The 25,283-nt window shown below is 35.3% G+C and carries 13 protein-coding genes; 5 read left to right on the plus strand and 8 right to left on the minus strand.

From position 1 onward, the window contains the following. Positions 1-14: 14 nt before the first annotated feature. The 7 genes from HNP35_RS01330 to HNP35_RS01360 form a co-directional block, all read right to left on the minus strand. A complete protein-coding gene (locus tag HNP35_RS01330) occupies positions 15-1,571 on the minus strand; it encodes a GH39 family glycosyl hydrolase (protein ID WP_184159191.1) in 1,557 nt (518 codons plus the stop codon). Between the two features lie 221 nt (positions 1,572-1,792). Then, positions 1,793-3,799, minus strand: coding sequence for a glycoside hydrolase family 97 protein (locus tag HNP35_RS01335; protein ID WP_184159189.1), 2,007 nt, complete (start codon positions 3,797-3,799; stop codon positions 1,793-1,795). Positions 3,800-4,063: 264 nt separating this feature from the next. After that, positions 4,064-6,463, minus strand: coding sequence for an alpha-xylosidase (locus HNP35_RS01340; protein WP_184159187.1), 2,400 nt, complete (start codon positions 6,461-6,463; stop codon positions 4,064-4,066). Between the two features lie 123 nt (positions 6,464-6,586). Next, positions 6,587-9,073, minus strand: a complete 2,487-nt coding sequence (locus HNP35_RS01345; protein WP_184159185.1) for a glycoside hydrolase family 2 TIM barrel-domain containing protein — start codon at positions 9,071-9,073, stop codon at positions 6,587-6,589. Positions 9,074-9,210: 137 nt separating this feature from the next. Next, entirely contained in the window at positions 9,211-10,065 is an 855-nt protein-coding gene (locus tag HNP35_RS01350) for a hypothetical protein (RefSeq protein ID WP_184159183.1), read from the minus strand. Between the two features lie 17 nt (positions 10,066-10,082). Beyond that, on the minus strand, positions 10,083-11,663 hold the full coding sequence (locus tag HNP35_RS01355) for a RagB/SusD family nutrient uptake outer membrane protein (protein ID WP_184159181.1): 1,581 nt from the start codon (positions 11,661-11,663) through the stop codon (positions 10,083-10,085). 12 nt (positions 11,664-11,675) lie between these two features. After that, the gene (locus HNP35_RS01360; RefSeq protein WP_184159179.1) at positions 11,676-14,762 is read right to left on the minus strand and encodes a SusC/RagA family TonB-linked outer membrane protein; all 3,087 of its coding nucleotides are present in this window, start codon (positions 14,760-14,762) and stop codon (positions 11,676-11,678) included. Between the two features lie 567 nt (positions 14,763-15,329). Here HNP35_RS01360 and HNP35_RS01365 point away from each other — a divergent pair. The 4 genes from HNP35_RS01365 to HNP35_RS01380 all read left to right on the plus strand — a co-directional run bounded on the left by HNP35_RS01365 (position 15,330) and on the right by HNP35_RS01380 (position 20,339). After that, on the plus strand, positions 15,330-16,046 hold the full coding sequence (locus HNP35_RS01365; protein WP_184159177.1) for an NUDIX hydrolase: 717 nt from the start codon (positions 15,330-15,332) through the stop codon (positions 16,044-16,046). A gap of 255 nt (positions 16,047-16,301) precedes the next feature. After that, positions 16,302-17,003, plus strand: coding sequence for an NUDIX hydrolase (locus HNP35_RS01370; RefSeq protein WP_184159175.1), 702 nt, complete (start codon positions 16,302-16,304; stop codon positions 17,001-17,003). 161 nt (positions 17,004-17,164) lie between these two features. Beyond that, complete coding sequence (gene lepA / locus HNP35_RS01375) at positions 17,165-18,961, plus strand: translation elongation factor 4 (protein WP_184159173.1); 1,797 nt, start codon at positions 17,165-17,167, stop codon at positions 18,959-18,961. Between the two features lie 415 nt (positions 18,962-19,376). Further along, a complete protein-coding gene (locus HNP35_RS01380) occupies positions 19,377-20,339 on the plus strand; it encodes a helix-turn-helix transcriptional regulator (protein WP_184159171.1) in 963 nt (320 codons plus the stop codon). Between the two features lie 65 nt (positions 20,340-20,404). Here HNP35_RS01380 and HNP35_RS01385 read toward each other — a convergent pair whose 3' ends face one another. Continuing rightward, complete coding sequence (locus HNP35_RS01385; protein WP_184159169.1) at positions 20,405-20,884, minus strand: DinB family protein; 480 nt, start codon at positions 20,882-20,884, stop codon at positions 20,405-20,407. 283 nt (positions 20,885-21,167) lie between these two features. Between HNP35_RS01385 and HNP35_RS01390 the strand changes: the two genes are divergently transcribed. After that, positions 21,168-25,223, plus strand: coding sequence for a T9SS type B sorting domain-containing protein (locus tag HNP35_RS01390; protein WP_184159167.1), 4,056 nt, complete (start codon positions 21,168-21,170; stop codon positions 25,221-25,223). Positions 25,224-25,283: the final 60 nt, after the last annotated feature.

Here is a 25,283-nt window from a genome sequence, read left to right on the forward strand (position 1 = left end):
TGGTTTTATCTCAATTATTTTTTAATTAAATTCAGCATAACAACGTCATTTTCATTGATTTTGAATTCTTTGCTGAAAGTTCCTTTTGCATCAATTGTGATTTTTTCTGTTGCAATTGGCGCACCGTTATTTTTCTCTTTTATGGAATTGACCTGCTGACGTGTTAACTGACTTGGTTTATTCATCGCTAGATAACTCGCGAAAGCGTCATTTACTTTATAACCGACTTTGTAAATTTCTAAAAGATATTTTCCTTTCTGCATTCCGTCAATTTCCACTTTTACTTTTCCTTTTTCTTTTGATGGAAGGTCTTTAACATAATATGTTTGATTCAGTTCTTTATCGCCTGGATGTGTATTCGTAAAATCCCACAATAAAACCTGAACGTCTCCTTTTGCATTTTTAGCTGTCCAAGAAGCTTTATCTGAATTTTGAAGTTCTGTTTCTCCTAATTTATTTAGTAAATAATAAGAGAAATAGGCTGGTTTTTTAATTCCCTGCGTATTCATTAATCCGAAACCACCATGAAAAGGCGTGAATCTCGGTCCTGCTTCTTCAAAAATATCAGTAAAAACCCAATACGACATTGAGGTTGCCGCATTGCCAACTTGTTTTAATTTCTGCAAAATATATGCTGCCGAATGATAACTGTCGTGAATTGGATCTGCTGGCGTATAAGACGTACTCCATTCTGTATAATGCAATTCTAAATTTGGTTTTGCCGAAGCTGCAATTTGTTTTCTCGAATTTAAAATATCGCCGCTTACGCTAAATTCATCCTGACTTAAAATCGTTCCTGAAGTTCCGAATTCGTCCAGATAACCGTGTTTTACGCCATAAGTATGGGTTGAAACAAAATCCATTGGAATATTGTTTTTAGCGCAAAAATCAATTGTTTCCGGAACCCATGCCGCTCCTGCTGTTGCTGGACCACCGACTCTGTACGCCGAATTTACTGCTTTTACTCCACGAGCTGCATATTCGTATAATTTAAAATAATCTGCCTGCGTTCCTGTCCAAAAACCTGGAGATAAATTCGGCTCGTTCCAAACTTCAAAATACCATGTTTTTACTTCTTCTGCTCCGTATCTTTCTGTAAAATGCTGGGTTAAGTTTTTAATCAAATCTTCCCATTTTTTATAATCTTTTGGCGGAGTCACATTTCCTTTCCACCAAAAAATAGTTTCTTTTCCACTTGCCAAAGCATTCGGCATAAAACCTAATTCGACAAACGGTTTCATTTTCAGACTTACAATAAAATCAAATAAAACATCTACATATTGGTAATTGTATTCCGGATTTCCTTTTTCGTCTTCACGATAAACCGCCATATCATCTGTCAATAAACCATGAAAACGGATGTATTTAAAATCGCATTCTTTTTTTACCAATTTCAGTTGTTCTTGCCAATCTGCACGAAGACCTTCGTTTGCTCTTCCAGCACCAATGCATTCTTTGAACATGGTGTTTAATTTTCCAGCTTCTTTCTTATAATCAACTTTTATGGTTCGGTTTTGTGCCATCAAATGGACTGAACTAAATAAAACTGCTGCTATTAAAAGTCTTTTCATCTGAAAATGGTTTTGTTTATTTTTTTGCCACGGATTAAAAGGATTTTCTCTTTTTTCTCCCGCAGATTGAGCTGATTTAAAAATTTAAAAAAATCTGCTAAATCTGCTAAATCTGCGAGAGTAATAATCCTTTTAATCCGTGTAATCTGTGGCTAAATATTTTATTTTCTAACTATATGTTAGACGCACTGCAGTGCGTCTCTACAGAAAATCTTTGTGCATTACAATTTTTTGAATCTAACAGCTCCACCGCCAGCTCCTCCTAATTTCAATTGTAATTTATCTGAAGCTTTTACTGTTTTTTTAGAAATTGCTACTGCTTCCGGATTGTGTTTTTGATCTGTTCCTTCAGCATCTACATAAATCTGTGCTTCGTAAGTGGCGTTTGGATCTAAGAATGATAATGAAACCTCAACATTTCTTGGTTTTTCATTTGTCAAAGTTCCTAAATACCAATCAGCGCTATTTCTGTCTTTTCTTGCTGTTGTAATGTATTCACCAATTTTTCCTTCTAAGATTTTAGTATCTTCCCAATCAGTCGGAACATCTTTTAAGAATTGCAAAGCTGGTTTTCCTTCATAATTTTCTGGAAGATCTGCCAACATTTGGATTGGTGCGTAAATCGTAACATATAAAGCTAATTGCTGCCCAACTGTTCCCTGAACTCTTTTTCCAGGATAACCTTGTTTTACCTCAACATCAAAAATTCCAGGTGTAAAATCCATCGGACCAGAAAGTAATCTTGTAAATGGAATAATAGTCAAGTGATTTGGCGGATTTCCTTCGCTCCAAGCGTTATATTCCTGTCCTCGCGCCGCTTCTCTCGAAACCATATTTGGGAAAGTTCTTCTTTCTCCTGTATCTTTAATTGATTCGTGGTATAAAACCGCTAAATCGTATTGCGCTGCTTTTTCTAAAATATATCTGAAATAATTTACTCCAAACTGCCCGAAATGCATTTGTTTCATATTCAGTTTAGAACCTACGTGACCGATTTTTACGGTATGAATTCCTAGTTTTTTGTATAAAGCAAAACCTTCGTCAACTTCTTTTAAATAGTTAATTAAGTTGGAACCCGTTTCGTGGTAACCGATTAATTCAACATTATTTTTCTTTCCATATTCCACTACTTTTTCTAAGTCGAAATTATCAGCGCTTTTAGTGAAGCTGAACATATGCATACGGTTTTCATACCAAGCTGGTGTCCAGCCTTTGTTCCAACCTTCAATCAATAAATGGTGGAAACCTTCTTTTGCTGTAAAATCAATGTATTCTTCGGCGTGTTTTGTCGTTGCTCCTTGTTTGTCGCTTTCCCAAAAAGTATATTTCCCGATATGCATTCCCCACCAAATTCCTAAATATTTATAAGGTTTGAAATAAGTATTTGTATTCTTTAATTTATTTGGTTCGTTTAAGTTTAAAACCAAATAAGAAGTGATCAATTCTCCAGGGTTATTTCCAATTTGAATCGTTCTCCAAGATGAAGTGAATGAATCTTTCACACGAACTTTTACACCATCAGCCCACGGCACAAGATCAGATTTTAATTCTGTTCCTTTATTATTAACCAAAGTCATACTGGCAAAATCTACCAAGTTTGCTTCGTGAAAACTTAATGCCAATCCGCTTTTGCTTTCAATAGTTAACGGAGTCAAAACCGTATCTAAAGTGCTTACTGGAGCATCTTTAAATAAATATTCGTCACGATCTGGTCGATTTGCCGGAATCCACCATGCTTTTCCGTCTTCTTTTAAATTGAAAGTCGTTTTTTCATCCATGATGAAAATACTGTCTTTTACATTTTGTTTTGGATAAACGTATCTAAAAGCAACTCCATCGTCAAAAGCACGAAACTGAATCTGTAATTTTCTTTTGTTTCCAGTTTTCTGCTGTAAATCGACTACCAATTGATTGTAGTGATTTCTGATGTTTTTCTTTTCTCCCCAAACTTGTTCCCAAGTCTCGTCAAACGTAGAAGTTTTAGCTCCTTTAATTTCAAAGTTTGAACTTAAGTCTTCGTTTCCTTTCAATACAAATCCCATATCAGACGGAGAAATTACTTCTGTCTTTCCGTGAGAAACGGCATATTTTGGAGCATTTTTTACTAGCTCAAATTTGATTTTATTTTGTCCGTTTGGCGATGCCAGTTCGTAAGCGTTCTTCGTTTTTTGACTGTAGCCAACTGCTATTGAAAACAGTACGGCTGGGAGAATTAGATAGTTTTTCATGTTTTTTGGAATTATGTTTTTTATGCATTGAGCATATTTTTTAAACACATAGAAACATAGATCATTGGAAACTTAAAAAAGGCGTTTCACTTGCATAAATTCACATAGTCTATGTGTGAGAAACTAGTTTCTTTCTAAGTTCTTTTATTCACAAACAAAAACCTATGTTTCTATGTGTTTAAATATTTTTATTTTTTGCCGCTAATTACACAAATTAACACCAATTCAATTCGTGGAAATTCGTGTAATTAGTGGCTAACTTTTTTATTTTGCCCACTCGGTTTTAAAAGTGGTTTTTCCGTTTAATGGATTTGCTGCTACGTCGAAATTGTTTCCGCTTTTGTTCACTTTTATTTCTTGAACCGCATCACCTTCTGGTAAAAATACTTTGGCTGTCGCCGAAGTGGTTTTATCGCTTGCAAATACTTTTAATGTCAGTTTGCTCCAATCCATATCTTTTGTAGACTGCGCTAAACCGATGTGTGGAATTGCAGTTCCGTCTTTTACTAAAACTACGATTGGCACTTCGCCAGCTTTGATTTTATGCCACCCAGATTGGTACACTTTTTTAGTTTGATAATCAATCCAGGTTCCTTCTGGAAGATAAACATCTCTTTCTTCAACTTCTTCAAAAAGTGGTGCCACCAACATGCTTGATCCGAATAAATATTCGTTATCAACTAACCAAGCTCCCGGATCGTTTGGATATTCTACAAATAAAGCTCGCATCATTGGCAATCCTTTTTGAGAGCTTTCTTTTGCCTGAGCGTAGATATATGGCATCAATTCGTAACGCATATTATCAGCTTTTCTAAATCCTTCTAAAAATTCTTTGCTGTACAACCAAGGTTCGCGAGGCGGTTCTCCGTGGCTTCTTACGTGCGAAGTAAACATTCCGAACGGTGTCCATCTTCTGTAAATATTCTCAGGAGATTTTGTTGCGAAACCTCCAACATCATGACTCCAGAAACTGAACCCGCTAAGACCTAATGAAAGTCCGCCGCGTAATTCTGCAGACATCGCTCCATTTGTAGTTTCAGAATCTCCTCCCCAATGTAACGGATAACGCTGAGATCCAGCCCAAGTACTTCTAGCCCAGATTAAGGTATATCCTTTTTCTTTCTGAGTGATTTCTGCAACCGCTTTATTGTATCTTAATGGATATAAATTATGTTCGTAGAAACCTGTTCTTCCAGAGTGATAAATTCCGTCTGGCGGTGCTGCTTCTCCAAAATCTACTTTGAAAACGGCAACTCCTTCATCAAATAATTTTTTCAGTTTTCCTTGATACCAAGAAATCGTTTCGGGATTTGAGAAATCTAAAACGGCATCTTCGTAAGGCAGGTTTCCTTTTCTATCTCTTACCGCTAAGTTTTTATCCATGATTTCTGGAAACAAAGTATTCTTTGGCGTGAAATACGGTAATTGCCAAAGACAAACCTGAAAACCGTCTTTTTTCAAATCGGCCATCATTTTGGTTGCGTCTGGGAAACGAGATTTTGCAAACTCGTAGTTGTTTCGCCAATCTACATCAAACCAGCCTGTATCGAAGTGAATAACATCGGTTGGGATTTTGTACTTGCGTAAATCTCTTGCTACATCTCTTCCTTCTTTTTCTGAGAAATACGTAATACGACTCATCCAAAAACCGAAAGACCAAAGTGGTGGCATTGCTGCTTTTCCAGTCAAATTGGTATATTGATCTAAAATGTCTTTTGGTTCTCCGATGAAGAAAAACAAATCGGCTTCGTCGTCTCCAATGTACATTTCGTTGGCACTTGAAAAGTATTTTCCGAAGTCAACCGTAATTGGTGTTGAGTGATGCATGAAAACTCCGTAACCACGGCTGCTCATGTAAAACGGAATTGGTTTATACATCGTTTCATTTTGGATTCCGTTTGCATCATCAGTCCATAAAACTACTTTTGAACCGCGTTTGTTGAATTGTGTGAATGATTCTCCACAACCAAATATTTTTTCGTCTGGTTCTAAGCTGAAAGCCGCGCCCATACTTCTTGAATAATCACTGTTTCTGCGAACATAAGAAAACGGAAGTGTTGGCGTATAGGTATTTTTAAAATCGGTATCGTGAAGTGTGCTTGTCAACAGTTTTCCTTTTTCATCGTAAATTTTTACGTGCCAAGGTTTTGTCAAAATCTCCACTTTTCCATGTTTGCTGGTGTAACTATGACCGCCTTCGATTTTAGCATATTTCCATAATTCAGGATGATTTGGCGCAACACCATCAACCAACATCAACGATTCTTTTTGTGGATGAAATTGTGGCCCAGAAGTCGTTTTGATACGAACTGTTCTATCTGATACAAACTGAATTTCGAAAGGCAAAACCGGAGATTCTGCATATTCTGTTGTTGGAAATTCGTTTGCTTTTTCTACGTCTGGCTTCATCATCATATTGTTGAAAGCCTGACGTGTTTTGTAATTGTATCTTAAATATTTGATTGTTCCTTTTCCTGTCGCAGGATCAAAAGATGCCAGTTCATCTGCAAAATAAAAAGTATTCAGATAATTCTGAAAATCTTTGCTTATATCGATTGGCGCATTTAAAACGTCTGCATTTTGGATTTGTGCTGAGGCTTTTGGCACAGCTAGAAATCCCAAAACAAAAGCAGAAACTAATGCGGTTAATTGTGAGTTTTTCATTGGTTAATAATTCTAGATGTTAGTTATCCTGCAAGGTTTCCAAAACCTTGTAGGTCTTTTATTTTTATTTGAAACTTATTTTATACCTACAAGGTTTTGAAAACCTTGCAGGAACTTGACTTATTATTCTGTTGTAATTACAATTGTCGATTGTTTTAATCCGTTCGCTTTTGCTGTTAATTCTAATCTTCCTGATTGATCTCCAGATTGTATCACAACCAAACATTTTCCAGCCATCGCCGTGTGTTTATTTCCTTTGTATGATTCGTGGCTCACAGGATCACCGCTGCAAACGCCTACGATTTTTCCGTTTCCTTTTAGAGAGAAATTAATTTCGTTATTGGCATTTGGAACCAAAGTTCCGTTAGCATCCAAAATATCAACTGTTACAAATGACAAATCATTTTTATCCGCTTTGATGGTACTTCTATCCGCAGTTAATTTTAATTGCGAAGGATTTCCGGCTGTTTTGATTTCTTTTTCTAAAACCACTTTTCCATCTTTGCGAGAAACTGCTTTTAGAGTTCCGGCTTCAAAAGGAATTCTCCACATAACATGTAAATCGTCTCCTTTTTTGCTTCTTTTTCCAACTGATTTTCCGTTTACGAAAAGTTCCACCTCGTCAGCTTTATTGTAATACGCCCAAACGTCAACGGTTTGTCCTGCTTTCCAGTTCCAATGTGGGAAAATATGAAGAACAGTTTTATCTGTCCATTCACTTTGGTACATATAATAAACATCTTTCGGGAAACCGGCTAAATCTACAATTCCGAAATATGAACTTACCGATGGCCATTCGTAAGGCGTTGGTTCTCCGATATAATCGAAACCTGTCCAGATGTACATTCCAGAAAGGAAATCGTGTTTTTTAATGACTTTCCAAGTTGCTTCGTGCGTAGAACCCCAAGGCGCTTGCACCTGATCGTAAGCTGAAACCGTATTTCCAGGATTTCCTTGTGTAAATTTAAGATCCCATCTAACAGGCCATTTTTTTATAGTATCAGAAACAGCGTCATAATATCCTCTTGTCTGTAAACCTGAAGTAGTTTCTGTTGCGATGAAAGGCGTATTTGGAAAGTTTTTTTGATGATGTTCGTATGTTTGATGCGCGTAATTGTATCCGATTAAATCTAAAATTCCAGATTTTGCAATAGCGTTAAACTGAACATTTTTTTTCTCGAATTGTAAAGTAACTTCATCAATATTCATATTTACTGGCGGATTCATCGCTGCTGTAAGTGGACGCGTTTTATCGTATTGACGTGTAATTTCTGCTAATTCTTTAGCAATTTCAACACCAGTTTCATTCCATTGTTCTGGGATTTCATTTCCAATACTCCAAACAAAAATACTCGGGTGATTTCGGTCGCGAAGCAATTGATCTATTAAATCTTGTTTGTGCCATTTGTCCCAGTCGTTTGCGTAATCGTATTTGGTTTTGTTTTGTTTCCACATATCGAAAGCTTCGTCCATAACGATGAAACCCATTTTATCGCAAAGATCCAGAAGCTCTGGTGCAGGCGGATTGTGAGAAGTTCTAATTCCGTTTACTCCCATTTCTTTCAGGATTTCTAATTGACGTTCGATAGCACGCGTATTGATAGCTGAACCTAAAGGACCTAAATCATGATGCATACAAACTCCTTTGATTTTGACTTGTTTTCCATTCAGAACAAAACCTTTGTTCAGATCAAACTTGAATTCTCTGATTCCGAAGTTGGTTTTGTATTCGTCGATGATTTTATCGTCAAGCGAAATTTGTGTAACTGCTTTGTATAATTCTGGTTTCTCAACCGACCATAAAATCGGCGTCTCAACTTCTGCGGATTGTTTTAAGGTTTGATTGGCATTGGCACCAATTGTTATATTTTGAGTAATTGATGTTACTTTTTTGTCTTCTTTAAAAATTGTAGTTGTAACGGTTGCCTTTTTTTCTTCAGCATATTGATTTTTGATTGTAGTTTCAAAATTGACTGAAGCTTTTTCGGCAGTAACTTTTGGAGTTGTAATATAAGTTCCCCATTGCTCTACATGAAGTTTATCTGTAGTTTCAATCCAGACATTTCTGAAAATTCCTGAACCTGAATACCAGCGTGAATTAGGTTGTTTTGAATTGTCAACCTTAACAATTATTTCGTTGTTTTTATCTCCGTAATTCAAATACGGCGACATATTATATTGAAAACCAATATATCCGTTTGGACGTTTTCCTAAATAATGTCCGTTTATCCAAACTTCACTATTTCTATAAACACCGTCAAAAGTAATGGAAGTAATTTTTGTACTGTCTTCAGCCGCTACTTTGAATGTTTTTTTGTACCAGCCTAAACCGCCATTTAAAGATCCTCCGCCATATCCTGCCGGACTTTTTTCATCAAATTTCCCTTCGATGCTCCAATCGTGAGGAACGTCTAAAGTTCTCCATTTTGTTGAAGTTCCAATTGTATCTTTATCTACTAAACTATCGTTAAGATGAAAACTCCAATCTGAATTAAAAGAAACTTTTCGGTTTACAAACGCGTCTTCTTTTTTAGTGCAGGAATTCAGAAAAAAAACTCCCGCCGTAATCGCTAGTAAACTTATGGTTTTTATGGTTTTAGTAATTTGCATAGGTACTTTTTATGTTTTTGGAATTTGAAGATAGAAATAAAAATCGATTCCATTTATTTCTTCTTAAAATAATTTAAGTCTCAGTCTTAAAGCACATTAGAAACATGTTTAAAACTGAGACTTCAAAACTAACTAACTTACGATTTCGGTTTGTAATGGAAAACTATTAAGCAAACTCCTTCACCGGTTCTACTCTGGTCGCGTATTACAGCCAATCTTAAAGATGTTGCCGTAAGCTCAACCACTTTTACACTAATCCAGTTGCTGCAATCTCCGTAATAATCTCCTCCGTAAAGCATTTCTACTCCACCATTAAAAACTAATTTATTATTTGCAATATCAAACGTGTATGTTCCTTTTTTGGTTGTTTGATTATTGTTAGCAATCGCTGTTTGAGTAACTGATGTATTGTAATTTCCATTTAAATCAAAATACATTTCTCCCCAATTTTTATTTGCCATAACCCAAGAGTTACTTGCATAATCTGGAAGCCAGCTCCAATTGTCTCCAGATGCAGCCGGATAATCTAAACCAGCCCATCCAACTGGATCTGTAAAATCTAAAACCCATTTCTTTCCTGCCACTCCATTAGTAAGCATTTCCCATTTAGGATTACTAAAATAAGTATCATCATTTTCTGCAATATCAACTACAACTGGCGTTGCTTCTACAGAACCTCCTCTTGTGTAAGCCGTGAAATAAATTGTGTATTTTCCAGCAAATGGAAGTGTTACTTGATCATTACTTTTATTAGAATGTCCTAATTCATTTCCTGCGGCGTCTACATATTTCCAAAACGGAATTACAGTTGGATCATCACTTTTAAGCTTTACAACATTTTTGTTTGTGGCGTCTTGCGTAACAGAAAACTTAAGTGTTTCCGGAGTCAAAGTTACAGCTGGTAGGCTTTCACGATCTTCAATTGCTTCACATGAAAATAACACTGAACTAATTGTAACAGCTGCTATTAAAATATATAGTATACGTTTCATAATCATTTTTCTTTAAATTAATTCCAACCAGGATTTTGAGTCATAGAACCATTTGAAAGAATGATCTGCGATTGAGGCAGCGGAAACCATCCTTGAGTTTCTGTTCTAAAAGTCACATTAAACTGAGAATCTCCAGTATTGCTATCAATTGCTTGTTTTGCTACTGTCATTCCTTGTCTGATTAAGTCGAAATAACGTTGTCCTTCAAGAGCTAATTCTAATTGACGCTCTTTCATGATGTTTTCTTTCGTAGCAGTTACACGATTGGTTGTGTTTTTGAAAGCACGATCACGAACTCTGTCTAAATCTGTCTGAGCTAAACCAGCATTTCCTTCTAAATTTAATTCGGCAGCCATTAATAAAACATCTGCAAAACGGATAATAGCGTAATCCTGATAGTTATCGATTTGGAAATTTCCTCCATTTGCTTCTACAACTGCTGTTCCAGCCGCATTTGTAATCGGGCAGTATTTTTTCCAAGAATAACCTGTATACTGACGCTGTTCTCTAGCTTGTGCATCGAAGTTTAAATTTTCGGTTGCATAATCAATAAACGAAGCTGCTTTTCTGGTATCTCCATTTTTGTATTCGCTCACTAATTTAGGATTTACAGTTGCGCCTCCCCAACCAGTTGCATATCTTCCTATCGAACCTCCACGTGGTGCAATATTTACCTGAAAACGGTTTCCTTCATGAAGATCCCAGTTTCCTTTTCCTGAACCATTAAAACGAACAGCCCAAACCATTTCTGTGTTGTCTTCTCCGACAAAATTTTCAAGAGAAGCCGCTAACCAAAGATTTGCGAAATCTGCTACCAATCCGTGACCGCTGTTACTTACCACATCATTGATATAAGTAACGGCTTGTGCTTTTGTGATTACGCCTGCTAAATCTGTTTTGCCATAAACTCCAGTGTAGAATAAAAATGTTCTTGCTAAGTAAGCCTCTGCTGCCCATTTTGTAATACGTCCAAAATTTTCGTTTCCTGCTTGTGAGTAATTATCATTACTTAAATTATCAGCAGCAAATTTTAAATCGTTTGCAATTAAAGCGTACGTAACTTCTGGCGCTTGTCTCGGTAATTCGAATTCACTTGTAGTAACAGTGTGATCTAACGGAATAATATCTCCAAACATTTTAGCTGCTGTAAAATGGAAGTGTGCTCTTAAGAAACGAGCTTCTGCCTCATAACGAGTTTTTAAAGCTGTATTGGCTCCCCAGTTTACTTTATCTAAATTTTCTAATAAAATATTAGCTCTGTAAATTCCTAGATAAGCATTTGCCCAAACATCTTTATTCATGTCTTTATCAGAAACATATAAGAAACGATCCCACTCAAGATCGGTCTGAGCATCGGAAATACCATAACCTCCAAAACAATCATCAGAAGCTTGTTCACTAATTAACAAAGGTCCGCCGTAAGCTTCACGCTGTAAAACATCATAAATTGCTACAAGTCCTTCAAAGGCATCTGAAGGTGTTTTGTAAAAATTCTCAGTTACTTTATCTGTGTACGGTTCATTTTCTAAAAAATCTTCCGAACATGCCCCTAAAACAAGTAAGCTAGAAAGGGCAACTATTTTTATATATCTTTTCATGGTTTTCAAAATTTAAAAGTTAACATTTAACCCCATCATATAAGTTCTTGGCTGTGGATAGTATCCAACATCAATTCCTTTCGCCCAAGATTGATTTACGTTTCCGAAACCAATTTCTGGATCCATTCCTTTGTATTTAGTGAATGTATAAATGTTATTTCCTGCAACGTATACTCTGAATTTACTGAAGAAGCTCAGTTTTGTTGTCAGCTTCGTTAAATCACATCCGATTGTTGCATTTTTAATTCTGAAGAAATCTGAATCTTGAATATATAAATCTGAGAATTTAGTGTAATTCCCGTTTGCATCAGTTCCGTAAGTTACTCTTGGAACTCTGTTTGAAGTTCCTTCAGTTGTCCATCTGTTTAACACATCAGTAGTGTTGTTTGTGTAAGCACGAGTATAATCGTGAATTCCAAAAACGTTTTGTCCTCCAGCAATACCGTAAGTATTAATAGTCAAATCAAACGCTTTGTATGAAATATCCAAATTGATACCGTAGTTAATATCTGGATTCGGGTCTCCAACTTGTGTTTTATCATTTGCATCGATTTTTCCATCACCATTTAAGTCCACAAAACGTACATCTCCAGGTTGCGCATTTGGTTGAACACCTGCTGCAACTTCAGCAGCATTTTGGAAAATTCCGTCTGTTTTTAATCCGTAGAAATAACCCATTGGTTTTCCAACCTCAACACGGTTCATTTCGTCTAAACCTTGGAATAAAACGTTCGATTCTCCGTGAATGATTCCTTCGTTGTTAGCAATTCTCAACACTTCATTTTTGTTTTTAGAAAGGTTGGCGTTGATTCCGAAATTCCAATCTTTACCGATACGAGTTCTGTAACCTAAACCAATTTCAAAACCTTTATTGCTTACGTCTCCACCATTAATATAAGGCGCAGTTGCTCCAGCATAAGTCGGAATAGAAGCAAGAACCAACCAGTCTTTTGTCTTTTTATCGTAATAATCAAAAGTAAGAGTCAGTTTTTCAAACAAAGTAGCATCAAAACCTAAATCTAACTGCTCAGAAGTTTCCCATTTTAGGTTACGGTTTGCCAACTGATCTGGACTTGAACCGACTAATAAAGTTTCATCTCCAGTTCCGAAATGATATGTTTTGTCTGTTGAGTTTACCGTTGATAAGTAAGCAAATCTTCTACCAAATTGGTCGTTACCATTTTGTCCCCAGCTCGCTCTTAATTTGAAAGTATTTAAAACTTTATTTTCTTTGAAGAAAGCTTCTTTATCTAAATTCCAACCTGCAGAGAATGAAGGGAAAATAGCATATTTATTGTCTGGACCAAATTCTGATGAACCGTCACGACGAACTGTTGCAGAGAATAAATATTTGTTGTTGTAATCGTACAACAAACGCCCGAAATAAGATTGGATTGCATAATCTTTACGATTTCCTTTTACCACATTTGATGTTGGATCTTTTGCATTATCCAAATAAGCGTGAGCAAAATCATCAAAAATTAAGTTTCTTCCTTGACCTTCCATATAATCAGAAGTATTCTTTTTAGCAGAAGTACCTACTAAAACATCGAAATTATGAGAAGAAGCTAAAGTGAATTTGTATTGAAGTGTATTCTCAAAAATCCATCCTAAAGATTTTGTAGAACTTTGTGTAACGCTCGAAACTGTATTATTATCATTTGAAGAAAGAGAATAAACTGGTCTAAAAGAACGGTAGTTACTGTCTGTCATATCAACACCAAAACTAGTTCTGAAAGTCAAGTCTTTAATAATTTTTAATTCCGCAAAAATATTACCAACATAACGATTGTTTTTTGTTTGGTTGAAGTTGTTGTAATACAAAGAACCAACTGGATTTGTAACGTCATTCGAAATAATTGAACGAGCAAAATCTCCATTTTCATCGTAAGCAGCATCAATTGGTGCAGCATTTAAGAACGCTCTAATGGCATTATTATAAATACCATCATCAGCAATTCCGCTTGATTTTGTGTTTGAAAAAGTAAAGTTTTCTCCAATTTTCAAATGGTCTTTAATCACTTCTGAAGTAGAGTTTACTGAAAAAGTTACACGATCGTATTGCGACTGACTTGTAGATCCTCCAATCATACCTTCTTGCCCGTAGTAAGATAAACCCGTTGCAATAGTAGATTTTTGGTCACCGCCTGTAATTAATAAAGAGTGGTTTTGTTTCATTGCACCTTCATTAAATAAATCATTTTGCCAATCGTGATTCGGAAATGCAGCAATTTGAGCTTTAGTATATAATGGAGAATATCCAGAATTTACACGAGCTTCATTAATAATTGTGGTATATTCTTGTGTATTCATCAAATCCAGTTTTTTAGCAATCTGCTGAAAACCTGTGTATGAGTTGAAAGACACATTCATTTTACCGTCTTTTCCTTTTTTAGTTGTCACTAAAATAACTCCGTTTGCCGCTCTCGCCCCGTAGATAGAAGCTGCCGAAGCATCTTTTAAAACGTCAACCCTTTCAATAACAGATGGGTCAAGATATCCGATTCCGTTATCTACCACAACACCATCTACAACATAAAGCGGATCACTGTTACCAGCTGTACCTGCACCACGAATATTTACCACCATATTCGCACCTGGCTGACCAGAAGATGAAGTTACTGAAACTCCAGAAGCCTGACCTTGTAAAGCATTTGTAACATCAAGACTCGCCACTTGCTGAATGTCTTTTCCTGATACCAAAGAAGTTGCAGCTGTATTTACTTTCTTCTTTTGAGTACCGTAACCAATTACAACAATTTCTTTTAGTTCTGCAGTTTCTGGTTGTAAAACTGCGTCGACAACTTTTTGATCGCCAACTTTAATATTTTGTGTTTTGAATCCTACGAAAGTGATTACTAAAACATCGCCTGTTTTGGCTTCCACCTTATATTTTCCATCAAAATCGGTAACAGTACTCGATTTTGTTCCCTGTACAAGTACAGTTGCTCCTGGAACTCCAAATCCGTCTTCGGCAGAAGTGATTGTTCCACTTACAGTTTTAGATTCTTGTGCAAATCCAAACTGCATCATAAATACGCTAAGCAGTACCGCCATAAAATATGGAAGCCTTGTTTGGATACAATTTTTGCTTTTCATAATAAGAAATGATTAAGTTTAAGTTATAGTTAGTAAACCTTCCCCTAAGCCAAATCCGGAAAAAACTTCCCAAGCAGGTCATGCCAAAAATGAGGGCCTGAATCTCATTTCCAACATTTAGTACTTGCAGACTATAAGTATTAAAATCGATTCGAAAATCAATTTCTAAAAAAACAATTGTGGTAAGTTTAAGTTAAGTTGTAGCTTTGCTTTTTTTACTTATGGTCAATTTGAATTTATCTTATGGTAAATTTGACTACAAGTGTAAAACAAATTTTCTATATTAACAAAATATTAGGGTTAATTTTTTTCAATTCTAATAATTCCCATTTCATTTTTATGAATGCTGTAAAATTTGAATTAGATTTGAAATAAAAAATATAGAAAAAACAACGTTTTATAAAATTGACAATCAGTTACTTAAGAATCAATCTAATTAAGAGTGTTTTTTTCAGACTTTTTTAACCTATTGATTATCAATTTTTTGTTCCGTTAAAAAAAATATAAAGCTTTTAAGAAGCTTCTTAATCATTTTATTTATTTAATTTGTCAAAATTTATCTCGAGTATGATTGAAAATGTAGACGACAAACCTGCACCAAAAAATGAACACAGCGCCATGAATGCTATCACGATTGACTGCGTTATTTTTGGTTTTGATCAGGGAAGTTTAGAGGTACTTTTGGTACAGCATGGCGAGGGTATCAGTAAAGGAAAATGGGGTCTGCCGGGAGGATGGATTTATAAAAAAGAAAGTACAGATGCCGCTGCCCATCGTTTGTTGAACGAACTTACAGGTCTTGATAATATTTATCTAGAACAATTGAAAGCTTTTGGTGATCCAGACCGTTTTCCGCTGCGACGTGTTATTACAATTGGATATTATGCCTTAGTAAAAAGAGAAGATTACAATATTAAAGCAGGTTTTACAGCTTCAGATGCACAGTGGTACAAAATCAACGAAATTCCGAATTTGATTTACGATCATAATGAAATTTTAGATTATAGCATAAAACATCTTAGAAGCAAAGTCCGCCAAACACCGATTGGATTTAATTTATTGCCCGAAAAATTTACACTCTTACAACTCATGCAGCTGTACGAAGAAATTTTAGGAATCGATATGGACAAACCTAACTTTAGAAGAAAGATTCTTCACATGAAATTATTGGTTGCTTTAGACGAAAAACAGCAAGATGTATCGCATAGAGCCGCTCAATTGTACAAATTTGATCCAGAGATTTATACCAAATTAACCGAAAAAGGATTCAATTTCGAATTTTGATTTTTTATCTAAAATGAATAAAAAAACGCCCTTTGGTTTAAACTAAAAAAACATTTTAACACATAGAAACATAGATTTTGTATTGAAAAAAGAAATCAAAAGAAACCAGTTTCCACACATAGCAAAACTATGTGCATTTAAATTAGTGAAACGCCTTTTTTAAATTTTATAAAAACTATGTTTCTATGTGTTGAAAATAATTAAACCCAACCGGCCAAAAACATTAATTTTTGTAATTCGAAACAACACATTACATTGACAGAAATAACTACTAACAACCACAAACCAGCCGTAGACGGAATCACGATTGACTGTGTTTTCTTCGGATTTAACAAAGAGAGTCTCGAAGTTCTCTTGGTTCAGCACGCTCAAGGCGAAAGTAAAGGCAAATGGGGACTTCTCGGAGGGTGGCTTCAGCATGATGAAAGTGCCGATGATGCTGCACAACGTATTTTGCATGAACTTACTGGTCTTGAAGACATTTATTTAGAGCAATTAAAAGCCTTTACAAATCCGAAACGTGTGTTAGAAAGACGTGTGGTTACAATTGGTTATTACACATTAGTCAACCGAGAAGATTATAATATCAAAGCGAGTTTAAAAGTTATAGAAGCAAAATGGTATAAGATCAACGAAATTCCAGAATTGATTTTTGATCATAACGAGATTTTAGATTTCAGTTTATTGCAATTGAGAAACAGAGTTCGTCAAGCTCCAATTGGCTTTAACCTTCTTCCAGAAAAATTTACTTTATTACAGTTAATGCATTTGTACGAAGAAATTTTGGGAATCGAATTGGACAAATCCAACTTTAGACGAAAGATTCTGCACATGAAACTTTTGACGGCATTGGATGAAAAGCAACAAGACGTTTCGCACAGAGCAGCCAAACTTTATAAATTTGATGATGAGATGTACAAAAAATTAACTGAAAAAGGGTTTAATTTTGAATATTAACACCAATTTTAATTCACATCTTTCAAGTATCTGAGATCAGCATTCCAGAATCCAAAACTTTGCGCTATCTTTGCGCCTTAATAACACGCTTTAAAGCAATTGTTTTAGTGTGAATTATTCCCAAAAAAGACTTAAATCGATTAGAGAACCGATATATTAAAATGAAGAAGATACGTAATTTTTGCATTATTGCACACATTGACCACGGTAAAAGTACATTGGCAGACCGATTACTTGGCGCAACTCAAACCGTAACAGCTCGTGAAGAAAAAGCGCAATTGCTTGACAACATGGATCTGGAACGCGAGCGCGGTATTACCATTAAGAGTCATGCCATTCAGATGGAATACAAATACAAAGGCGAGGAATATATCTTGAACCTAATTGATACTCCTGGACACGTTGACTTTTCATACGAAGTTTCTAGATCTATCGCTGCTTGCGAAGGAGCACTTTTGATTGTTGACGCTGCACAAAGTATTCAAGCACAAACGATTTCAAATTTATATTTAGCACTTGAAAATGACTTGGAAATTATTCCAGTATTAAATAAAGTTGATTTACCAAGCGCAAACCCAGAAGAAGTTAGTGATGATATTATCGATTTATTAGGTTGTAAATTAGAAGATATTATTCACGCATCTGGAAAAACAGGTTTTGGTGTTGAAAATATCTTAGCTGCCATTATCGAAAAAATTCCTGCTCCAAAAGGAAATCCAGAAGAACCATTACAAGCTTTAATTTTTGACTCAGTTTATAATCCATTCCGTGGAATTGAAGTTATATTTAGAGTTGTAAATGGTGAAATCAAAAAAGGCCAGAAAATTAAATTTATGGCTACAGACAACGAATATTTTGCTGACGAAATTGGAACTTTAAAATTAAATCAAGTTCCTAAAAATGTAGTTTCGGCAGGAGACGTTGGTTACTTGATTTCTGGAATTAAAGAAGCTCGAGAAGTAAAAGTTGGAGATACGATTACCGATGCAAAAGTTCCGACGACGAATATGATTACGGGTTTTGAGGATGTAAAACCAATGGTATTTGCTGGTATTTATCCAGTTGACACTGAAGATTACGAAGATTTGCGTTCTTCAATGGAAAAATTACAATTGAACGATGCTTCATTAGTTTTTGCTCCTGAAAGTTCTGCGGCATTAGGATTTGGTTTCCGTTGCGGATTCTTAGGAATGCTTCACATGGAAATTATCCAAGAACGTTTAGAGCGTGAGTTCGATATGACTGTAATTACTACAGTTCCTAACGTTTCGTATTTGGCTTACACTAAAAAACATCCAGACACTCCATTAGTTGTAAATAATCCATCAGATTTACCAGAGCCTTCAAAACTAGACAGAGTTGAAGAGCCTTTTATTAAAGCTACAATCATTACAAAAGCTGATTTCGTTGGAAACGTAATGAGTTTGTGTATTGAAAAACGTGGTTTAATTACCAACCAAACATATTTAACAACTGAAAGAGTTGAGTTGAATTTTGATATGCCTTTGGCTGAAATTGTATTCGATTTTTATGATCGTTTGAAAACAGTTTCTAAAGGTTATGCTTCTTTCGATTATTCTCCAATCGGAATGAGAACTTCTAAATTAGTTAAATTAGACGTTCTTCTAAATGCTCAAACTGTTGATGCACTTTCTGCATTGATTCACGAAGATAATGCATACAACATCGGTAAAAAAATGACCGAGAAATTGCGTGAATTGATTCCGAGACAGCAATTTGACATTCCGATTCAGGCTGCAATCGGAGCAAAAATTATCGCTCGTGAAACAATTAAAGCACTTCGTAAAGACGTTACCGCAAAATGTTATGGTGGAGATATTTCGCGTAAGCGTAAACTTCTTGAAAAACAGAAAAAAGGTAAAAAACGTATGCGTCAAGTAGGAAACGTTGAGATTCCGCAAGAAGCATTTATGGCTGTTTTGAAATTGAATGACTAGATTTTTTTAGATAAAAGATTAAAGAACAAAGATAATAGACTAACCCAATGACGTAAAAGTTGTTGGGTTTTTCATTTATGGCGAATTTGTTTGTCGATTCAGATTGTGTAGACGCACTGCGGTGCGTCTCTACAGATAAACTTTGTGGTTAATATATTTTATCAGGCTATATTTAACGACATACTTTACGTAGACGCACCGCAGTGCGTCTACGTAAAGTATGTCGACAAAAAAATCAAAAACAAAACCGAAAAAATATAGTTTCAGATTCGATATAACTTTAATCAAGAAATCTGTTCTAGATTGGAACAGATTTTTTTATTTCCTTTGATCTTTTCATTTGTATCTTTGAATCTTTTCAATTAGAAAAAAACTTAGAACCTCAGCGACTCAGAACCTTAGAATCTTAAAAAAAATGCTCGACGAAACTCCAAAACGATTTGACCGAATTGTTGCTATTCTTATTCAATTGCAATCGAAAAAGATTGTAAAAGCGCAGGAATTAGCCGATCGTTTTGATTGCAGTTTGAGAACTATCTACAGAGACATAAGAACACTAGAAGCTTCGGGAGTTCCTATTTATAGTGAAGCTGGCGTTGGTTATGCATTAATGGAAGGATACAGACTTCCACCGGTTATGTTTACACGCGAAGAGGTAAGCAGTTTTATTGCTGCAGAAAAATTAATGCAAAAATTTACCGATCCTTCTTTAGGAACACATTATGCGTCGGCGATGTTTAAGTTAAAATCGGTATTGAGAAGTACTGATAAAGACTATCTTTCGAATATTGAATCGAAAATTGTAATGCAGAATGCCGAACCAATGTTCAATGACAATTCTCCTAACACTTTGGCTGTTCTTTTTGAAAGTATTGCAGAAAAAAAACAGATTCTTCTAACGTACAAAACTTTCGACAAAGACGAAACCACTCAACGAAATCTGGAACCAATAGGAGTTTTTCATGATAATAACAATTGGTATTTTCTAGGATATTGTCATCTTCGAAAAGATTACCGTCAGTTTAGAACCGACAGGATTCAAGAAATTAAAAAAACCGAACACGATTTTACAATCGAACATGATGCCCTAGAAACCTATCTAACTAAAGAAGAAACGACTTGTCCAACAACGAAAGTTCGTATTTTAATTGACAGGAAAATAGCACGATATTTATCGTCTGAGAAAAAGTATCACGGTTTTATTTCGCAAAAAGAAGTGGATGAAAAAATTGAAATGACATTTATGTCCAGAGATATTAATAATGCTTTTCCAAGATGGTTTCTCATGTTCGGAGATTATGCAGAAATTCTCGAACCAGAAATATTAAAAACCAATGTGCTTCAATTAATTGAAATCCACAAAAAAAGGCTTTCATAAAAAAACTCCCAAAGAGAACTTCTATTCTTTCGTTGGGAGTTTTTTTTGTTTTCTTTTCAGAGAAATCATCTTTCCCAGAAAAATGGCGGTTCGATATTTAATGCTCTTAAATATACATAAGCTTGTCCACGGTGATGCACTTCATTGTCAATAAAATATAGAATATTATGAATGATAGGAAATTCATACTGTCCAAACAAATTGAAAGTTTCATTGAAATCTTCGACCGATAATTGTTCCCAATATTTATTAATTTCTTCTGTTGCTTCATCCCATTTTTCCAAATATTGCGCTTTGAAAATTAATTTTTCTGTTCCTTCCTGATAAGGCTGAGCATCTCTATTTACAATTCCTTTCATTGCTGGTGCTCCAATTGCTAAAAGCTCATCAACTAATTTTGAAAAAGGTCTCATTCCGCCAATTGAAAATTCAAAAAAATCTTTCTCAGGAAAAATTTCAATTACACGGCGCGTTAAAGCGCGGTGACCTTGCCAATGTTTCAATAAATCTTCTGAACTGATTACTTGTGCTTCTAATGTTTTCATGATTTTTTAGGTTTTAAATTTCTATACTTCAAAAGTAAAATGGGCCGGTGACAACAGTTTGTCAGCAGGAAAAAATAATTTTTAAGAAATTTTATTCGTCCTTATTTAAAAACTCCATTTGAAATTAAGTATTCGCTAAATCTTTTTAGAATTTAACACAACAAAACGTTTTATTCCTTTTTATTCAAACAACTTCTAAAAAATCATAAAATAATGACAATCATAATTTTAATAAGAAATAATTTCGTAATTTTAAGTAACCCAACTAATAAAAATATGAAATATGAGATCTGCTCTACTTCTACTTTTATTATTTTATTCGGCCATATCTTCATCGCAAGGAATAGTTGTCGACACTACAACTTTGGGCATACCTGAACTGGTTCGAGCAGAATTGATGCAAAATGGCTGTTCTAACGAAAGTAATTTTAAATTCTCTTCACATCAGGGTATTGGAAAATTCACAAATACAAATCCAAACTTTCCAATTTCGAGCGGAATCGTTATTAGAAATGGAGTTGCCAAATATGCAGAAGGATCTTATACTGGAAACAATGAAAGCACTAGATTGAATAATGCCACTGATAGCGATTTACAGGTTATCAGTGATACCAACGGTCAAGTTGTTCCTGTTACAGATGTAAGTTTTATTCAATTTGACTTTACTCCTTTGTCTAGTAATTTCAGCTTTGATTTTCTTTTTGCATCGAATGAATACGGAGAATTTCAATGTGGGTTTAGCGATGTTTTTGCTTTTATTTTAACCGATTTAACAACGGGAATTTCTACAAATCTTGCTGTAGTACCTGGAACTACTACACCTGTTTCGGTAAAGAACATTAGAGATCAGCAGTATAATTCATCATGTTTATCTGCAAATGCCAATTTATTCGACAGATATAATGTGACAAATCCTGCTCAATCAGCGATTAATATGAGAGGCGAAACCAAAGTTTTAACGGCTTCTTCAACGGTAATTCCAAATCGTACTTATCGCATAAAATTAGCAATTGGAGATTATAATGACAGTAATTACGATTCGGCAGTTTTTATAAAAGGTGGCAGTTTTATGACTACCATGGATTTAGGTCCTGACAGAACTATTTGTCAAAACGAAAAAATTACGCTTAAATCTGATCTTGTTGGTAATTTCAGTTACACTTGGACTTTAAATGGCAACGTAATTCCAAATGAAACCAGTAATTCTTTGACAATCGATAAAGCCGGAACTTACGGAGTGACTGCAACACTTTCTGGATGTATAGTTAAAGATGAAGTCGTAGTTCAAGATCTGATTACTAAAACTCCTAAAAACTTAACTGCCTGTTACAGCTCAAGCGGGATTTATCAATATGATTTAACCCAAAATAATCTAACTGAACTAGGAATTGATCCCACTAAATTTATTCTTTATTATTTTGATTCTTTAACTTCAGCCAATGCAAATAGCCCCGTCATACCTGAAGATCAATTAAAATCTTTTACAAGTTCTGGCAATCAAACGATCTATATAAAGGTTGCTCCTATTGATGACAAAACCTTTTTTTGCTACAATCTAATTTCATTTAATTTACTCATAACTGATCCCATCAATGTTGTAAAACCACCAGACATCAATGTATGCGGTAACATTTTTAAAAATGCTGTCGTTGATTTAACTGCTCAAGAGAGCATTATCTTAAACGGGTTAGATTCTTCAGAATATAAAATCAGTTATTACAATAGCCAAACAGATGCTAATAATGGCCGAAATGATATTAAAGATCCGAAAGCATTTATTACAAATTTGCAACAATCACCGAAAACGATTTGGGTTCGCGTTGAAAATGTTGGAAACTCCGTTTGTTATACTACAGTAAATTTCAATATCATTGTTAATCCGCTACCCCCAGTTGATAATTTTCCAAATGTCATTGCCTGCAACAGCTATACTTTGCCACCAATTACAAATGGAGAATATAATACATCGATAAATGGGACGGGAACAAAACTCAATCCTGGAGATGTTATTACCAAAAGCGGTACCATATATATCTACACAGCCTCAACTTTAAACAATTGTAGTAATGAGAGTAGCTTTAATATAACCTTGATTTACGAAATTGGTTTTAAAAAAGAAGCCTGTGGTCAATACATCGTTCCTCAGGTGGCTGCGGGTGGCTTTTTTACACAACCGGGAGGGCGAGGTGACGCTATACCAGAAGGAACAGCATTTACAAGCAGTCAGACTATTTATTATTATGCCGTAATAGATGGCTCGGTCTGTCGTGACATAGCGGTGCCTTTTACAGTTTATCCTTTGCCAGAAATAGATAAACCTGAAAATGTCGTGACTTGTGATTCTTATACATTGCCTCCTTTAGCAAAGGGAAATTATTTTACATCATCTGGAGGTTCAGGAAATGCTCTAACTGCAGGAGATAAAATAACGTCAAGCCAGACTATATATATTTTTGCAAATGATGGAAGATGTACCAATGAGCATTCTTTTAAAATTGACATTGTTAATTCTCCAATCTTTGTTCCGATTTCCCAATGCGGAAGCTTTACCTTGCCTGCAATTTCTATTGGTGGTTATTATGAAAGTCCAGGTGGTCAAGGCAAAACTATTCCGGCAGGCACTGTGATTACCAATTCGCAAACGGTGTATTATTATGCTGCAACTACAACTTCTCCCAATTGTACCGAAAATCTAAAATATGTCATTACGATAAAACCACTTCCATTGGTAGATATGCCAGCGAATAGGTTAGAATGTGCCCGCTATGTGCTACCGCCATTGACAAATGGCAATTACTACACAAAAACCAATGGTGGAGGTACACAATTAAGAGCAGGAGACATCATTACCTCAACACAAACTATTTATGTTTATTCTGTCGGACCTGAATGCGCAAATGAACATAGTTTCGTTGTTGAAATAAGATCTCTTCCGCCTGTCGACAGTTTTACTGATGTTGTAACCTGCACGACTTTTCAACTTCCAAAACTTAAAAATGGAAAATACTATACCGCAACAGGAGGTCCAAACGGCTTAGGAACTCAAATTGTTGAGGGAACCGGAATCAATACAACACAAACGATTTATATTTATAATGAATGGGCAGATTTTAAGTCTTGCAGTAATGAAACTTTTTTTAAGATTAATTACAACGGAATTGATGTTGGTGAGTTTAGTAACATAAATGTCTGCGACAGTTATACTTTGCCTCCTCTAAAATTGGGTAATTATTATGCACAACCAGGCGGAAAAGGCCCTGTTATTCCTGTCGGAACTATATTAACAACTTCTCAAACCGTGTATGTTTATGCCATTGTAGGCACACGTCTAACTTGTGTTAGCGAAAAAAGTTTTTCTGTTACTATCTCTCAAACCCCTATATTAACAAACACACCTGATGTTGCAATTTGCGAAAGTTACACTTTGCCATCTTTAGCCTTTGGAAGTTATTACAGCGGGCCTAACGGAACAGGAACTCAATATGCGGCAGGACAAAAAATAAATGCTAGTCAAAAAATGTATATCTATGCTGTAGCGCCAACAAATTCGAGTTGCTTTGCTCAGGATGATTTTTACATTACAATTTATCCATTAAAAAATTTTACCGTACAAAACCAAGCAATTTGTGTTGATTATAAAACAGGAACTTTACAGCGTTCGGTCGAATTAAATTCGGGAATTAATTCTCCTGATTATACTATCGAATGGTATTTAAACAATACAAAAATGGGTACAGGACCAACTTATACAGCTGTTCAAGATGGAGTTTATACTGTTGTCCCAATCAAAAATGTACCTGATGTTGGGAACGATTGCGGTTATAATCCAACAACTGTGACTGTCGAAAAGTCCAGTCCTGCAATTGCGACTGTTACCGTCTCGGGTGAATTTGAAGATAGTATAGATATTATAGTAAATGTCACTTCCGGTTTCGGAACTTATCAATATCAACTAGATGATGGTGATTTCCAAACCAGCAACATTTTCCAGAATGTTGATTCAGGAGAACATGCAATTACGGTAAGAGATACAAAAGCCAATTGTGACAATCTTATTCTATTTGCCAAAGTACTTAAATACCCTAAATTTTTCACTCCAAACAATGATGGTTATCATGACACTTGGAATATTCCCGACCTCGCAGATCAGCCCGATGCAGTTATCACTATTTTTGATCGTTACGGAAAACTCATAACTATGATAAAACCTTCCGGTGCTGGCTGGGATGGAAATTTCAATGGCAGTCAGCTCCCTTCTACCGATTACTGGTTTCATGTTACCTATACCCAAAATGGTGCTATTCAAGAATTCAAAGCTCATTTTAGCATGAAACGATAAGTATTAAAAAGAGAAAAAAACTTAAAACCTTAGCATCTCAGAATCTTAGCATCTTTAAAA

It is taken from the genome of Flavobacterium notoginsengisoli (genome assembly GCF_014207905.1).
GTDB lineage: Bacteria > Bacteroidota > Bacteroidia > Flavobacteriales > Flavobacteriaceae > Flavobacterium > Flavobacterium notoginsengisoli_A.